Annotated in this window: 13 protein-coding genes and 3 pseudogenes; 10 read left to right on the top strand and 6 right to left on the bottom strand. The window is 67.6% G+C overall.

Annotated features, from left to right (window positions below; all coding sequences use genetic code 11):
• Positions 1 to 203: 203 nt before the first annotated feature.
• From ACFSXZ_RS38280 to ACFSXZ_RS38300, 5 genes are read left to right on the top strand one after another with little or no spacing between them, the layout of a single operon-like run.
• Positions 204 to 1,163: a metal ABC transporter solute-binding protein, Zn/Mn family gene (locus tag ACFSXZ_RS38280; RefSeq protein WP_378271163.1), complete on the top strand. Its 960-nt coding sequence runs from the start codon at positions 204 to 206 to the stop codon at positions 1,161 to 1,163.
• Positions 1,164 to 1,170: 7 nt separating this feature from the next.
• A complete protein-coding gene (locus tag ACFSXZ_RS38285) occupies positions 1,171 to 2,064 on the top strand; it encodes a metal ABC transporter ATP-binding protein (RefSeq protein ID WP_378271164.1) in 894 nt (297 codons plus the stop codon).
• A gap of 4 nt (positions 2,065 to 2,068) precedes the next feature.
• Positions 2,069 to 2,926, top strand: coding sequence for a metal ABC transporter permease (locus ACFSXZ_RS38290; RefSeq protein WP_378271166.1), 858 nt, complete (start codon positions 2,069 to 2,071; stop codon positions 2,924 to 2,926).
• Complete coding sequence (locus ACFSXZ_RS38295) at positions 2,923 to 3,744, top strand: metal ABC transporter permease (protein WP_378271168.1); 822 nt, start codon at positions 2,923 to 2,925, stop codon at positions 3,742 to 3,744. Before ACFSXZ_RS38290 ends, ACFSXZ_RS38295 begins: the two co-directional genes overlap by 4 nt.
• Positions 3,741 to 4,169, top strand: coding sequence for a Fur family transcriptional regulator (locus ACFSXZ_RS38300; RefSeq protein WP_378271169.1), 429 nt, complete (start codon positions 3,741 to 3,743; stop codon positions 4,167 to 4,169). The genes ACFSXZ_RS38295 and ACFSXZ_RS38300 overlap by 4 nt, the downstream gene beginning before the upstream one ends.
• Here ACFSXZ_RS38300 and ACFSXZ_RS38305 read toward each other — a convergent pair.
• Together ACFSXZ_RS38305 and cmtR are read right to left on the bottom strand one after the other, a co-directional pair.
• Positions 4,154 to 4,753: a cation transporter gene (locus ACFSXZ_RS38305; RefSeq protein ID WP_378271186.1), complete on the bottom strand. Its 600-nt coding sequence runs from the start codon at positions 4,751 to 4,753 to the stop codon at positions 4,154 to 4,156. The genes ACFSXZ_RS38300 and ACFSXZ_RS38305 overlap by 16 nt on opposite strands.
• 107 nt (positions 4,754 to 4,860) lie before the next feature.
• Positions 4,861 to 5,220, bottom strand: a complete 360-nt coding sequence (gene cmtR, locus ACFSXZ_RS38310) for a Cd(II)/Pb(II)-sensing metalloregulatory transcriptional regulator CmtR (protein WP_378271171.1) — start codon at positions 5,218 to 5,220, stop codon at positions 4,861 to 4,863.
• Between the two features lie 216 nt (positions 5,221 to 5,436).
• Here cmtR and ACFSXZ_RS38315 point away from each other — a divergent pair, with 216 nt between their 5' ends.
• Positions 5,437 to 5,829, top strand: a complete 393-nt coding sequence (locus ACFSXZ_RS38315; RefSeq protein ID WP_378271173.1) for an SCO5389 family protein — start codon at positions 5,437 to 5,439, stop codon at positions 5,827 to 5,829.
• A gap of 4 nt (positions 5,830 to 5,833) precedes the next feature.
• On the opposite strand, the gene ACFSXZ_RS38320 is transcribed toward ACFSXZ_RS38315, so the two are convergent.
• A complete protein-coding gene (locus tag ACFSXZ_RS38320; protein ID WP_378271174.1) occupies positions 5,834 to 6,844 on the bottom strand; it encodes an LLM class flavin-dependent oxidoreductase in 1,011 nt (336 codons plus the stop codon).
• A gap of 102 nt (positions 6,845 to 6,946) precedes the next feature.
• Positions 6,947 to 8,531, bottom strand: a pseudogene (locus ACFSXZ_RS38325) ((2,3-dihydroxybenzoyl)adenylate synthase).
• A 97-nt stretch (positions 8,532 to 8,628) separates the two neighbouring features.
• Here ACFSXZ_RS38325 and ACFSXZ_RS38330 point away from each other — a divergent pair.
• The 4 genes and pseudogenes from ACFSXZ_RS38330 to ACFSXZ_RS38345 all read left to right on the top strand — a co-directional run.
• Positions 8,629 to 9,009: pseudogene (locus ACFSXZ_RS38330) on the top strand (chorismate-binding protein); the annotation flags it as partial.
• A gap of 22 nt (positions 9,010 to 9,031) precedes the next feature.
• Positions 9,032 to 9,562 carry an Imm52 family immunity protein gene (locus ACFSXZ_RS38335; RefSeq protein ID WP_378271175.1) on the top strand — a complete coding sequence of 177 codons (531 nt, stop codon included), beginning with the start codon at positions 9,032 to 9,034 and terminating at the stop codon, positions 9,560 to 9,562.
• A pseudogene (locus tag ACFSXZ_RS38340) lies at positions 9,526 to 9,630 on the top strand (helix-turn-helix domain-containing protein); the annotation flags it as partial. The gene ACFSXZ_RS38335 and the pseudogene ACFSXZ_RS38340, both read left to right, overlap by 37 nt.
• Before the next feature lie 64 nt (positions 9,631 to 9,694).
• Positions 9,695 to 9,934, top strand: coding sequence for a transposase family protein (locus ACFSXZ_RS38345; protein ID WP_378271177.1), 240 nt, complete (start codon positions 9,695 to 9,697; stop codon positions 9,932 to 9,934).
• 345 nt (positions 9,935 to 10,279) lie between these two features.
• On the opposite strand, the gene ACFSXZ_RS38350 is transcribed toward ACFSXZ_RS38345, so the two are convergent.
• Together ACFSXZ_RS38350 and ACFSXZ_RS38355 are read right to left on the bottom strand one after the other, a co-directional pair.
• Positions 10,280 to 14,383 (bottom strand): trypsin-like peptidase domain-containing protein, encoded by a 4,104-nt coding sequence (locus tag ACFSXZ_RS38350; RefSeq protein WP_378271179.1) that lies wholly within the window; start codon positions 14,381 to 14,383, stop codon positions 10,280 to 10,282.
• A gap of 4 nt (positions 14,384 to 14,387) precedes the next feature.
• Positions 14,388 to 14,744 (bottom strand): CU044_2847 family protein, encoded by a 357-nt coding sequence (locus tag ACFSXZ_RS38355; protein ID WP_378271181.1) that lies wholly within the window; start codon positions 14,742 to 14,744, stop codon positions 14,388 to 14,390.
• Positions 14,745 to 14,818 lie beyond the last annotated feature (74 nt).

Raw genomic sequence — 14,818 nt, forward strand, 5'->3', positions numbered from 1 at the left:
TGGCCACGGCCGGGTGACGAGGCTGCCACGGGTTGCCGTCGTCGCTCGTGTTCGGGCCACGCGCCGATGGTCACGAGATGAGAACGATTGTCGTTACCACTTATGGGTGACATTGAGATGACAATCGTTTTCACTTAGCGTGCCGGGTGGTCCGCGGGCTGAGCCGCGGCAGCTTGTTCGTCGTCGTTGAGGAGATTGTGTCGATGGCTGGTCAGGTTTTCGGGATGCGTCGTGGGGTGGCGGGCGTCGGCGTGGTGGTGGCCGCGGTCGCGGCGCTTGCGGGTTGCGCGACGACACCGCCGGCCCAGACGGGTGGCGTGGGCGGTGCCGCGGGTGGGTCGAACACCAAGGTCGCGGTGGTGGCGGCGGAGAACTTCTGGGGCAGCCTCGCCACCCAGCTCGGAGGTGAGCACGCGACGGTGACGAGTGTCATCGACAACCCGGACGCGGACCCGCACGATTACGAACCCACTCCGGCGGACGGGCGGACGATCGCGTCCGCGCAGTACGCGATCGTCAACGGGATCGGGTATGACCCGTGGGCTCCGAAGATGATCGACGCGAACCCGAACCCGCAGCGGAAGGTGCTCAATGTCGGGGATCTGGCCGGGGTCAAGGACGGCGGCAACCCGCATCGCTGGTATTCACCGGAGGACGTGCACAAGGTGATCGAGCAGATCACCGCGGACTACAAGACGATCGATCCGGCGGACGCGGCCTATTTCGATCAGCGGAAGCAGACGTTCGAGACGCAGACCCTGGCCCGCTACGACCAACTGATCGCCGACATCAAGGCGAAGTACGCGGGAACGCCGATCGGGGCGTCGGAGTCCATTGTCACGCCGCTGGCCGAGGGACTGGGCCTGACGATGGCGACGCCGGAGAGCTTCCTGGACGCGATCAGCGAGGGCAGTGACCCGACGGCGGCGGACAAGGCGACGATCGACAACCAGATCAGGGGCAAGCAGATCAAGATCTATGTCTACAACTCCCAGAACTCGACCCCGGACGTGCAGCGGCAGGCCGACGAGGCCAAGGCGGCGGGGATTCCGGTCGCCTTGGTGACCGAGACGCTCACCCCGGCCGGCGCGACTTTCCAGGATTGGCAGGTCACGCAGTTGGAGGGGATCGAGCACGCGCTCGCCCAGGCCACCGGAAAGTAGGACTGGCGTGTCGAGTAGGCCGATGATGCCGGACCCGGCTGCGGGCGCGGACCCGTCGCCGAGCCCCGGCAAGCCGGTGATCGTGCTCGAGGACGCCGCGGTGCGTGTTGGCGGAAAAACCTTGTGGCGTGGGCTGAATCTGCGGGTGGCGCGGGGCGATTTCATCGCGGTGCTGGGCCCCAACGGTGCCGGCAAGTCCACATTGGTCAAAGTGCTGCTGGGTGTGCACCCGGCACAGGGCACCCTTCAGGTGCTGGACCTGCCGCCGGGCCGGGCAGGACATCGTGTCGGGTATCTGCCGCAGCGCCGCGGTTTCGACGCGTCCCTGCACATACGCGGGGTGGATGTCGTGCGGCTGGGCTGGGACGGCCACCGATGGGGAGTCCCCGTCCCGGGCGCGAGACTGTTCAGCGCCCGCCGCCGCGCGGCCGAGACACGGATCGCCGAGGTCATCGATCTGGTCGGTGCGTCGGCCTACGCGCACCGGCCGATCGGGCAGCTCTCCGGTGGTGAGCAGCAACGGCTGCTGATCGCGCAGGCCCTGGTGCGCCGCCCGGAATTGTTGCTGCTGGACGAGCCGCTGGACAGTCTCGATTTACCCAACCAGGCCGCGGTGGCCGCGCTGATCGGCCGGATCTGCCGGGAGGAGGGAGTCGCTGTGGTCATGGTGGCACATGACGTGAACCCGATCCTGCGCTCTCTCGACCGTGTCCTGTACCTGGCCCAGGGGCGTGCGGTCACCGGCACGGCCGCCGAGGTGATCACCAGCGAAACATTGTCGGGCTTGTACGGCACACCGGTCGAGGTGCTGCGCGCCTCCGACGGCCGGCTGGTCGTCGTGGGCACGCCCGAGGCCCCGGCGCTGCACGCCGACCGGCACGACGGGCTCGCGGGGGGTTGATCCAATGGGACCGAGTTGGAACCTGATCGCCGACATCCGGGAGCTGTGGTCGTTCCCGTTCATGGTCAACGCTTTCCGCGCGGGCACCATCGTCGCCGTCGCGGCCGCGACGATGGGCTGGTTCATGGTGTTGCGGCGGCAAACCTTCGCCGGACACACCCTGGCCGTGATCGGGTTCCCGGGCGCGGCGGGCGCCACTTTGCTCGGGGTGTCGGCGATCTACGGGTACTTCACGTTCTGCGTCGCCGCGGCGCTGGTGATCGCGGTGATTCCCCGTGGCGGGCACGGAGAGTTCGGCCACGAGTCGGCGGTGACCGGCACGGTGCAGGCGTTCGCGCTGGCCTGCGGGTATCTGTTCATCGCGCTGTACAAGGGATTCCTTAACGGGATCAACGCGCTGCTGTTCGGCACGTTCCTCGGCATCACCACCGGGCAGGTCGTCGTCCTGGCGGCGGTGACCGTCGTGGTGCTGGCCGCGCTGGCAGTCCTGGGGCGGCCGCTGCTGTTCGCTTCCATCGATCCGATCGTGGCCGGGGCGCGCGGGGTCCCGGTGCGGGCAGCGTCGGTGGCGTTCGTGGTGCTGCTGGGTGCGGCCGTGGCCGAAGCCAGCCAGATCACCGGCACCTTGCTGGTGTTCGCCCTGCTGGTGATGCCCGCCGCGACCGCGCAGGCGCTGACCGCACGGCCGCCGCTGAGCCTGGCCCTGGCGATCCTCATCGCGGTCGTGGTCACCTGGCTCGGCCTCGGGATCGCCTACTACTCGGTCTATCCGATCGGGTTCTTCGTCACCACGATCGCGTTCGCCCTCTACGTGCTCGCTCAGGTGACCGCGTGGCTTCGCAGGGTGGGGAGGCTCCGGTGAATCTGCCCGTGTTTTTCCTCAACGCGTTGCTGGCCGGTACCGCGGTCGCGGTGGCCTGCGGTCTGGCCGGTTATTTCCTGGTGCTGCGGGCCCAGGTGTTCACCGGAGACGCGCTCAGTCATGTCGCGTTCACCGGAGCGCTGGCGGCCCTGGCGTTCGGGATCAACCCGCTCATCGGGTTGTTCGGCGCCACGATCGCCATCGCCCTGCTGATGGGCACGCTCGGTCGGCGTGGCCTGGCTGACGATGTCGTCATCGGCACCATCTTCGCCTGGATCCTCGGGCTCGGGGTCTTCTTTCTCACCCTCTACACCACCAGTCGCAGTACCGCCAACGGAGCGGCCGGGGTAACTGTCCTTTTTGGATCGATCTTCGGGATCAGTGCGAGCCAGTCCCGGGTGGTGGCCCTCATCGGCGCGGTCGTATGTGTCCTGTTACTGGTGATCGCGCGGCCTCTGCTGTTCGCCTCGCTCGACCCGGCGGTCGCCGCGGCCCGTGGCGTTCCCGTACGGTTCCTCGGATTCGCCTTCCTCGCCCTGGTCGGCGCCTGCGCCGCGGAAGCCACCCAGGCCGTTGGTGCACTCCTGCTGCTCGGCCTGATCGCCGCACCCGCCGGCACGGCCCACCGGCTGACCACGCGCCCCTACCGGGCTCTCGCGCTCTCGGTAGCGCTGGCCGTGCTCGCTACCTGGACCGGCCTTGGGCTGAGTTACGTCATACCGGTCCTGCCGCCCAGTTTCGCCATCCTTGCCGTGGCCGCGGGCGGTCTCGCCCTGGCTGCGGCGGTCACCAGAAAGCCGGCCGTCGCTTCGCCATGACCACACGGCGGCGGCCCTGCACGACGCGGCAACGGCGGACGATCCTCCGCGCGCTGGCGCAGGCCCCAGGGTTTGTCAGCGCGCAGACGTTGCATGCTCGCCTCCAGCAGGCCGGAGAAACGGTCGGACTGACCACCGTCTATCGCGCGTTGCACGCCTACGCCGAGACCGGCCAGGTCATCCTCACCAACACCGACGGCGCATCCCTGTTCCGCCTGGTCCCCGGCCCGGCGGGCACCCATTACCTAATCTGCCGAACCTGCGGCGACAGCTTTCCGGTGGACGCACAGCCCGTCCAGGACTGGGCCGTCACCACCGCCTCCGCCCACGGCTTCACCGGCATCCATCTCGTTCTCGAACTGACCGGCCGCTGCCCCGTCTGCACCGGTATCCCGCTGACCGCGGCCGGTCAGCAGCAGTGTTGACCGCGCCAGGCCTGGCTGCCTTCTCTGACCGCGACGGCGGCGATGACCACGGCGACGGCGGGGTCGGCCCAGGACCAGCCGAGCAGGGCGTTGAGCAACAGCCCGGCCAGCAGGATGCCGGAGAGGTAGGTGCACAGCAGGGTTTGTTTCGCGTCGGCCGTCGCGCTGGCCGAACCGAGTTCCCGCCCGGCGCGCCGTTGCGCGGTGGACAGGATCGGCATGACCAGCAGCGAGGTCGCGGCGAGTGCGATTCCGGCGGGGGAGTGGCCGGCGGAGGAAGCACCGAGCAGGCTGCGGACGGACTCGACGGTGACGTAGGCGGCCAGCGCGAAGAAAGAGACCGCGATCACCTTCAGCGCGGTCCGCTCCCGGGTTTCGGGGTCCTTGCCGGAGAACTGCCAGGCGACCGCCGAGGCCGAGGCGACCTCGATGACCGAGTCGAGACCGAACCCGACCAGCGCGGTCGAGGAGGACATCGTTCCGGCCGAGATAGCGACGACGGCCTCGATGACGTTGTAGCTGATCGTCGCGGTCACCAGCAGCCGTACCCGCCGCGACAGCACCGCACGGCGCTGCGTATCCACCGCTTCGGTGGCTGTGGCCGCTGTGCGGCACGTGTCACCGCAGGTATCCCGCGGCGTCGCTGGTGTGATGGTCGAGGGCAGGCCACCCCGGCGGTCGGTGTTTTCGTTCACCTGCCCACCTCCACCGCCATTGCCGGCCGCGCGGGCTCCGCGCCGTCTATGCAGGGCTGGTCGGTATCCACCGCGAGCACCACCTTGACCAGCTCTCGCAACGCGCGGGCCAGGTGATCGTCGGCGAGGGCATAGCGAACCTGGCGGCCCTCGTAAGTGGCCACGACCAGGCCGCAACCTCGCAGGCACGCCAGGTGGTTGGAGACGTTCGAGCGGCCCAGACGGAGCTCTGCTGCGAGCTGGCCGGGATAGGCCACGCCGTCGAGCAGGGCAACCAGGATGCGGCAACGGGTCGGGTCCGCCAGCGCCCGCCCGAGCCGGGCGAGCGCCGCCCCACGCCTCTCACAAGTCAGCACACAGAGAACAATACAGCGACGAATGACATAACGCACCGGTCAGCCGGTCCGCAAGCGAGGCCTGCCGCAGGAACATGGGTGGTCACGTCCGGCGGCAGCGTTGGTCCGTCCTGGTGATCACCAGTGGAAGTTCTTGCTTGTTGGTAACGACAACCAGTACCAGTAGAAGTGGTTGTCGATGTCGGATCTCAACCGTTGGTCGCTGGAGGTTTCATCATGTCGTTGGACGTGCCTGCCGCGTTGCTGGACCGTGCCGAGCAGGGCGAGGTCGGTGACGAGGAATTCGTGGCGTGTGTGCGGGATTCCTTGCCGTATGCGTGGAAGGTGATCAGTGCGGTCGTGGCCGATTTCCGTGGCGGGACGGCGGAATTTGCGGACAACACCACGCCGCCGCCCAGTGAGACCGACCGTGGCCAGTTGCTGCGGGCGCTGGCGTCGGATGCGATCCGAGGCGGTCTGGAGCGGCATTTCGGGGTGAAGCTGGCTTTCCAGAACTGCCACCGAGTTGCCGCGTTCGCACCGTCGGCAGTGGACGGGGAAACCTACCGCGACTTCGTCTCACCGCGAGGGCAGTTGCTCAACCAGAGTCCGGAACTGCGCGACTGCTGATACTTCAGCCGCGCAGCCGGGGGAGGACCTCGGCGCCGAGGCGGGCGATGGTGGCCAGGGTCCGTTCCTGGTCACCACTGCCTTCGACCATCAAGATCACATGCTCGATGCCGGTCGTTTCGGCGCCCGCGCGGATCCGTTCCACGCAATAGTCCGGGGTTCCGACCGGGTGCATCGAGCACAGCAGGTCGGTGTAGGCGTGTGGGTCGCGGCGGGGGCGGGGCCGCCCGTCGACCGGCCGGTATCCGGCCAGCCCCTCGGTCAGCCAGCCGGGCATGGTGGCACGGAGTTCGGCCACGGCCTCCTCCCGGGTGCCGGCGACGTGCGCGACCAGGGTGGAGACGTGCCCGATCCGGTCGGGATCGTGGCCGGCCGCGCGGGCGGTGGCCGCGTAGTGGGCGAGCATGCCGGCTTTCTCCTCGTCGCTGGAGTGCATGCCCAGCAGCATGGGCAGTCCGCGGAGCGCGGCGAGTTCTACGGTGGCCGTCGAGGTGGCAGCGACCACCACAGGCGGATGAGGCAGGGTGCGGGGTCGTGGCACGACGGGGATCTCGGAAAAGGTGAAGTGCTCGCCGGTTGCCTTCACCCGGGACCGGGTGAAGCAGTTGAGCAACAGGTCCAGGCTTTCGGCGAATCCGTGCTCGTAGCGGTGCAGGCCGGTGCCGAAGACGGCGAGGTCCACCCACGGGCCTCCACGACCGACTCCGAGCCGGAAGCGGCCTTCGCTGAGTTGGTCGAGTAGTGCGGCCTGTTCGGCGAGCGCGACCGGATGGGTGGTGGACAGCACGCTGACGGCGGTGCCCAGCGTGATCCGCGTGGTGGCCCCCAAAGCGTGCGCCGCGAAGGTGATCGCCGAGGGACAGGTGCCGTAGGACAGGAAATGGTGCTCGGCGATCCAGGCGTCGTCGAACCCGGCCGCCTCCGCGCACCGCACCGCTTCCCGTGCCCGGCGCAGCGCCGTGCCCTCGTCCTGACCCGGAAACCGGCCCGCCAGAAGAAAAACCCCGACTCGCAACCCAAACCTCCATCCACGTACCGAATTGAGGGGAACGGTAGCGGGAGGCAGCGGCTCGATTGCCGGTGTCTTGTCCCGCAAGAGCGTCCCCCAGTGCAGGGCTCATTCGCTCAGCAAGGCATGTTTGTCCACCTTTCCCACCGCGGTCATGGGTAGCCGCGTGACTGGCACTACCCGGTCCGGTGCCTTGTAGGCGGCGAGGCCCCGTTCGGCAAGGAAACGGGCCAGATCCCGGGCACTCGGAGGCGCGTCCCCGCATACCAGGAAAGCCACGGTGCTTTCGCCGCGGAACGTGTCGGATACGCCGATGACGGCGGCGGCCTGGATCGCTGGATGGGCGAGGAGGTGTTCTTCGATCTCGACGGCGGCGATCTTTTCCCCGCCACGGTTGATCTGGTCCTTGACCCGTCCGGCCACTACGAGATGGCCGGACGGTAGTCGCCGCACCAGGTCGCCGGTGCGGTAAAAGCCGTCCTCGGTGAAGGCCGCACGGTTATGCGCGTCGGCCTGGTAGTAGCCGCGGATGGTGTAGGGGCCGCGGGTGAGCAGTTCTCCGGTCTCACCGTCGGCGACGGGACGGTTTTCGGGGTCCACGATGAGGATTTCGTCGTCGGGAGAGATCGGTTTCCCCTGGGTGGTATGGATGAGTTCGGGCGGATCGTTCAACCGGGTCGCGTTGATGAGACCTTCGGCCATGCCGAAGACCTGTTGGAGGGTGACGCCCAGTTCGGGGCCCACCCGCCGGGCCAGGTCGTCGGCCAGTCGCGCGCCGCCGGCTTGCAGCACGCGCAGCGTGTCCACGGCCGCGCGGTTGGTGCGGGTCTCGGCCAGCCAGTGCGGGACCAAGGGCGGCGTCAGCGCGGTGATCGTGACTCGTTCGCGGTCGATCAGCTCGAAAGCGGTCTGCGGGCTCGGGTCCGGGGCGAGCACGACGGTGCCGCCGCAGGCCAGTGTGCCGAGTACGCCTGGGCAGGCGAAGGCGAAGTTGAACCCGACTGGGAGGACCGCGAGATAGACCGAGTCCTGGCTCAATTCGGCCACTCGGGCGCTGGCGAGCGCGTTGTAGGCGTAATCGTTGTGCGTGCGGGGCACCAATTTGGGCAGGCCGGTGGTGCCACCGGACAACAGCAACAACGCCACCTCGTCCGCGCTCGACACCACCGCGACTTCTGGTGCCGCCATCAGGTCATCGAACGCGACGAAGCTCGGACCGGGATCGCCCGCCACCACGACATGGCGTAACTGGCCGGTGTGCTCACGCAGCATTTGGGCCGCCAGTTCCCGGTAGTCGAAGCGAGCGTGCCGGTCGGCGACCAGGTAGGCCACCGCGCCGGAGGAGCGCAGGAGATGCCCGATCTCGGACCGGCGATGGGCGGGCATCGCGTGCACCGGGACCGCGCCCAGTCGTTGCAGGCCGAACCACGCCAGGACGAACTCCGCCCGATTGGGCAACTGCAGCACCACCCGGTCGCCACGCCGGATGCCCAGCCGCGCCAGGCCGCCAGCCAGCGGCGGCGTCCAGTTCGGCGTAAGTCCAGCGGCGGCCGCCATCCACCAGCGCCGTGTGGTGCGGCCGGCGGGTGGCCCAGTCATGGAGCAGTAGGCCGAATGTCCTACCCCGCCAGTGGCCCGCTCGGCGGTAGCGCTCCGCATCGGTGTGCGGCCACCCGGATTCCCTTGTCGCCACGGCATGTTCCCTTCCTCAACCTCCTACCCTCGATGGTAATGATATCCATTTTCAGTAAGCGGGAAGCCGGGGGACGGGAGAAGGCACGGTGAGTCAGGTGGGACACGAGGACGGGCGGGCTACGCGGATCTCCGCCGACGAGGTCCGCGATGCCGTGGCCGCGACGCTGGGACAGCAGGCCGGTGAACTCGACGAGTCTCGGGATCTGTTCGAGCTCGGGCTGGATTCGCTCGGGCTGATGGCGCTGGTCGGCGGCTTCCGCCGGGCAGGCAGCGCCAAGGAAGCACACGAACACACCATCTCCGTCCGCCTCGCCTGCGCTGAACTGGCCACGGTATGCCGCCCCGATACCGTGGTCGTCGAGCAGTTCATGGCCATCGTCGAACGCGGCTCGGTACAACACATCGGCTCCCGGGTGGCCGGACAGCTCGCCGAAAACGATTCGTGGCGAGCCTTTGCCGCGCTCTTCCACGCTGTCACCGCGACCGGGCAATGTCGCTGTGGTCGATCGTTTCTTCTTGGGTGCTTACTGGGGCTCACGGATCGAGTCTGCCGAGGACTGCGCACGGCGGCTGGCGCGGTACTGTCGTCTCGCCGAGTTGGACCCGCTGCCGCCGACCTGGTTGAAGGTGGGGCGCAACCGGGCCGAGTCGCTGAGTTTACGCATCGACCCGTCCAACGATAACCTGCGTCGGTTGCTGGAACAGAGCTACGACGAGAAGTTTCCGGGGCTTGGGTTCCGGCTTGCCGTGTGGGATGGCAGGGAATCGTCAGGCGTCGCGATGAAGGTGACCTGCGGTTCGGATGCTCGGGTCTCGCCGAACGTGGTGGTGATCAATCCGCCTTCGCCCAGTGGGGAAGGCCTCAGGTTGTATCGACCTGAAACCGTGCGGGCTGTGTTCTGCGCTGTCGTCGACGAGTGGGATCCCGATTGGGCGGCGTTCGCAAGCGATGCGATGCGGGATTCTCAGGGCGACGCGCGTCCTTATGCAGGATGGCTCACCTGCGCACCGCACAAGGGATTTCGCTGAGCGAGCTCGCGCGGCGCCTCTACTACAGCAAAGGTCATGTGAGCCGGATCGAGACCGGTGCCCAGGTTCCCTCTGTGGAGTTCGTCCGCCGGTGCGACGCCGAACTCGACGCGAAGGGAACGCTGGTACATCGTGGATGGAACTCTGCTTCCATGCTGGTCATGGGCCTCGCATCCGGAGCTGTACTCCGGCAAGCACAAGACCACCGGCATGAACGTACAGGTCGCTTGTACTCTCACCGGAGATCTTGCCTGGATCTCCGACCCGATCGACGGGCGTCGGCATGATACCTATTGCCTGAGCGAATCCGGGGGCCATGGTGGCGCTGGATCCCGGCAGCTGGGTCGGCGACAAGGGATATGTCGGCAATAACATGATCACTCCAATCAAGAAGCCGAAAGGGCGTGATCTCCTGGATTGGGAGAAAGAATTAACACTCAGATCAACAAGGTTCGCTGGGTCATCGAAAAGTCATCGCCAACTTCAAGACCTGGCGCATCATGAACACCGATTACCGTCGCCCGACCGGAACGTTCGGCACGACCATTTCCGCGGTAATATCTCCGCACTTCTACGCCATGGCGTGAATAACCTCATGAGTAATCTTGTTCGCAAAATCGGGTCCGGGACTTGTGATAGGATTCAAGCCTACCATGTAACGGGTCGAGCGACGGACGTTTTGGGCTGTCACTGGCACATGTCGTTCGACGCGGTGCTTCAAGATGGCCAGGATGTGTCGAATGCAACGATGTCATCATTGCATGCCGCGACCAGTGTGCTTTGTTGTCCGAGAGCTAATCCGTGACAATCACCCGGAATCCCGATTTCATCGATTTGCTGCCGGGCGTCGAGGTCCCATATGCGTAGGACCGGGTCGCGACCTGCGGTGACGGCGATCGGTGTCCCATTCAGTGACCCAGCGGCAACCTTCCATGATACGTCTTCGCGGTCCGGGAAGCGCGCGACCACTCGTTGCTCGGTCAGGTCCGTCACCAGAAGTTCGCCCGCAACGGAGGTCACGACCGCGGGGCCGGTGCCGAGATCGACAATCGCCAGCGCTGTCACCGCGTTCGATCGCGCGGGTATCACGCCGATTTCACGTCGCTTTTTGAGATCCCAGAGCCGCACCGCGAAATTGTCACCGGCCGCGGATTTGCCGGCGACGACGGCGACGAGGCGGCCGTCGAGCGTCGTGAGTCGCACGGTGCGGGCATCGACGCCGATATCGATGGGACGGTGGACGGGACGCCTGGTAGTCAAGTCCCAGAGACAAAGTCGCATGTCACTGGCCGCGACCGCGGCAACCGGATTACCACGGACATAGGCGACGTCGACCGCTTGCGCGTGAACCCCTCGTTCCCGGTGCAGAGGTGGAAAAGGGTCCAACTTTCCCGTTGTCAGATCCCAGGTTTGCAGCGTGCCGATCCCGCAGACGACCGCGAGCGGGCGATCGTTCACGATCGCGATGGCCATGTCGTTTGTGTACTCCACCGGCCCGAGGGTGCGCAGCGCTCGCTTCTCGTCGATGTCCCAGGCGATGATCGTTTTGTCGAGGCTCGCCGAAAGCGCGAATCGGTGACCGGCGTGTTCCACGACCGCGACCCTGGTCACCTGTTTGCCGTGGCCCGCCACGGGATTGCCGATCTGCCGGTGCTGGATCTCGCCGAGATCCCACATGCGCAACGTACTGCTGTAGCTCTCGCCGGTGAGCGCGGTCGAGCCGGTGGTCGCCACGGCCACGATCTCACCGGTATGTCCGGTGAGCGCGTCACCGACCGGGCGCCGTTCCAGCAGGTCCCACACCTGGATCACCCCGTCGCTGCAGACAAGCAGAACGGGACGACCGTCATGCACGGTCGTGGCGAGACGATTCGCCGATCCCATGCGTCGGCTGAGCGGCGAGCCGATCTGGCGCCACGTCCGAAGGTCCCACATGCGGATCGTCTTGCGCCCCAAGGTGAGGAGCACCGGGCAGCCCGCCACGTATATGGCGGCGAGGTCCTGGACCCCGTTCCAAGGGACACTTATGACGCCCGTCTCGATGACGCCCGTCTCGCGCCGCTCGGCGAGATCCCACACATGGACGGCGCCGTCGAGGATGTCCGCGGTCACTGCGAGCGGCCGGCCCGCCACATCGAGCGCGGCTATGGCGGTCCAGTTGCCTTCGTGGCCGCTGAACGGTCCGCCGATCGCGCGCTGCTCGGCCAGGTTCCACAGGCGCACGGTCTTGTCGCGTCCTATCGTGACCGCGACCGGCTCGCCGCCGAGTTCGGTCACCACCACACCCTTGACGCTGTGGGTGTGGCCCGTCAGCGCGTCGCCGATCTGCCGCAGTTCGGTCAGATCCCAGATCCTGACGGCGCCGTCGTCGCCGCCGATAACGGCCACCGGACGCCCGTCGACCTCGGTGACGGCCAGCGCGGAGATCTCCTGTCGCTGAGCGGTGCCGGGGACACTGGTCGGTATGGCGAGCATCGTGGAGCCGATCGCACGTTGCTCGATCAGATCCCACACCTGGACGCTGCCCTGGCCGCAACCGGTGATCCCGAGTACGCGTCCGTCGAACGTGCCGGCGGCGATGACGCGGATGGAGCCGACCGTGTCGTGGCCGGTGAGGGTCGCGATGTTCGCGGGATGCACCTTGCCACCGGTGGCGAACCGGACACGCCATCGGGACAACCGCAGCTCGCCCAGTCGGTCCTGTAGACCGTCCGCGCCGAACCGGGCGGCGTCGAGCGCCAACGCGAGGCTGCGTTCGTGAGGGTCGGCGTGCCGGTGCCGATGGCTGGAAGCGCGATAGACGGCGGCGATGAGCTTGCCTTGCCCACTATCCGCTTGGGACAGTACGGCGAGCAGGGGGGCCGGCTCAGCGTGACAGAGGAAGTCCGCATCCGCGAGCAGGTCGTCCAGCTGACCGACCTGGGCGGCGTGGCCGGCCAGGTGCGCGCGGGTGTAGTGGCCGGCTTCGTGCCACGACCGCACGCCGGATCGCAGCACGTCCACGATGGCGCGTTGCGGTTCGCGGTGCGGGCATCCTGCGCGGAGGTGGTCGTCGAGCGCGTCGTGGTACAAGCGATAGGCGGGGTCACCCGCCGCGGTATTGGTGCGCTCGACCAGATAGTTCGCCGCGCTGTGGAAGACCTTCGTCAGCTCGTCGTTGGTGTGGGCATGATCGGGATGAAGGGCGTCGGCAATGTCCAGCCACGTGCGGCCACGAGGCAGGCCGTTGCCCCGGGCGAACGCGAGGGCCGTAAGCAGCCGTTTCACCAGTGCCTTCTCGTCGCCGAATGCATCGAGGTACTTCTCCATGGCCTCGCCTATGGTCTCCGGCAGTACCTCGTCCCATGCGGGCCGGGCCAGGTCGAGCGGCGGAACGGCCGGCAGCAACAGCCAGCGGCTGGCAACCTGGGCGATGAGAAAGTTGTACCGGGCCTTGCGGGCGATGGCCCGCGCGATGGCCCGCAACTCCCGCTCGGACCGACCGCGGTAGTACTCGCTTTCACCGGTCAGGCGGCGCTGAACATAGTCCGCGACATCGAAGTTGCGCTGGTATCGCCGGGCCTCCAAGTCGATCCGCGGCGCCGAACGACCGAACGCGTCGAGGATCCGCGCCCTCTCGGTGCCGGCAGGTGCGGTCCGGACACCCGCGAGCACCCGTAGCGTCCGGGTGCTCGCCAGCTCCCGCAACAGGCGGGCAATCTGCTGGGCCTGCTCCATCCCTGCCGCTTCCTCGACGGCATCGACCAGCACGGTGAACGGCTGCCCCGTCTCCGTGTGACGTTCCCGCATGGCAACGAGGAGCTCCTGCGGGGTACGGGCCGACACCTGTGCGAGTGCGGCCAGCAGGTCGACCACCTCGTCCCGCGTCCTGCCCTTCACGTGCAGAGCCGCGTCGAACACACCGACCGGAGGCCGCGCGCCCTCGGTGGGCACCCGAGGCGCCCACGCCGGATCGGAGGCCACGAGCAGATGCGCCAGCAACGCGGACTTCCCCGTTCCCGGCCCACCGGCGACGACCAGCAGCGCCTGGCCGGAGTCCTCCAGCCACTCACAAACCGCCTGCCGCGCCGCGTGCCGACCGGTGAAGTACCAGGCCCCGCTGTCGGACTCCACCTCCGAACCGCGTGCCCGCGGTAGCCAATGCGTCTTCAGGTCCGGGTCCAGATCCAGCCGCCACCCCACCCGATCGCGCAACCACGGCCACAACCCGCAGAGATAGGACACCGGCAACAGGTGCCCGCTGCGGTGCTCGTCGCGCAACGCCACTATCCCCACCACCGCACCGGCCTCGATGTCGAACACCGGTGCACCGGAAAACCCGAGCTCGACCGGCCATCCGGACGAGCCAGACGATTCGACCTGAATCCATTCGCCGGCCGGGCCGCTGGCACCGCCGAGCCGCCCCTGAGCCTGGCGCGCTGCCTGGCCACCACCCGGGAAGCCGTGCACCCAGAAACCGTGGCCGTGCAGTAACGGCGGACATGCCAGCGGCGCAGGAGTCACCGTGACCGGCTCCGCCAATCGCAGCACCGCAGCGTCCCCGGACATGTCAGGCGCAACAGGCCACCACCGGACTACCGTGGCGGCCCGCCGAACGAGACCCTCGACGAACGGGAACTCGACGACGACTTTCTGCTCAGGAGCTCCCCCCGTACCCGCCACCGCCACAGGCTGCCCGACTTGCTGACCGACGACGTGCGCGCACGTCACCACGTGCCACTCGTCCACCAGCATCCCCGCCCCGGCGACCTTGCCGTCGCCCACACGAGGCAACCGGGCGAACCAGGGAGGCCGCTGGGCGAGGGCGCGCGCCGCAGTCATGCTCTCAGCCTTGCTCGCCGCCTGAGGCGGCCGGATTCTTCCACACCACCTCCACCTTCAGGTGCGCCTCCGACCCGGCGGAGACCAAGGTCGCGCCAAGCTTGCCATTGACCGCGACCCCGAAAGTCACCTTCACCTCCTCCGGCGCCGGCTCGATCCGCCGCAACTGGTTCAACGCGCCCTCCGCGGCCACATGCATGCCCGCCAACGCCTGCTCCCAAGTCGCTACCGCGGCACGCGCGATCCGATCCCCAGCCCCAGCCCGCGAAAGCCCCAGCTCGCCGTCCTCAACGAACTCACCACCCACAACCTGGACATACACCCGGCCATCCCCTTCGACCGGAAACTCCACGACCTCCACTACCGACCACCTCCCCCTAGTACTGCAACGGCACTTAGGTGAGTGGGTATCCGCGTCTTTTGTAGTGGCTGAGC

Source organism: Amycolatopsis pigmentata (assembly GCF_042684065.1).
Taxonomy (GTDB): domain Bacteria; phylum Actinomycetota; class Actinomycetes; order Mycobacteriales; family Pseudonocardiaceae; genus Amycolatopsis_E; species Amycolatopsis_E pigmentata.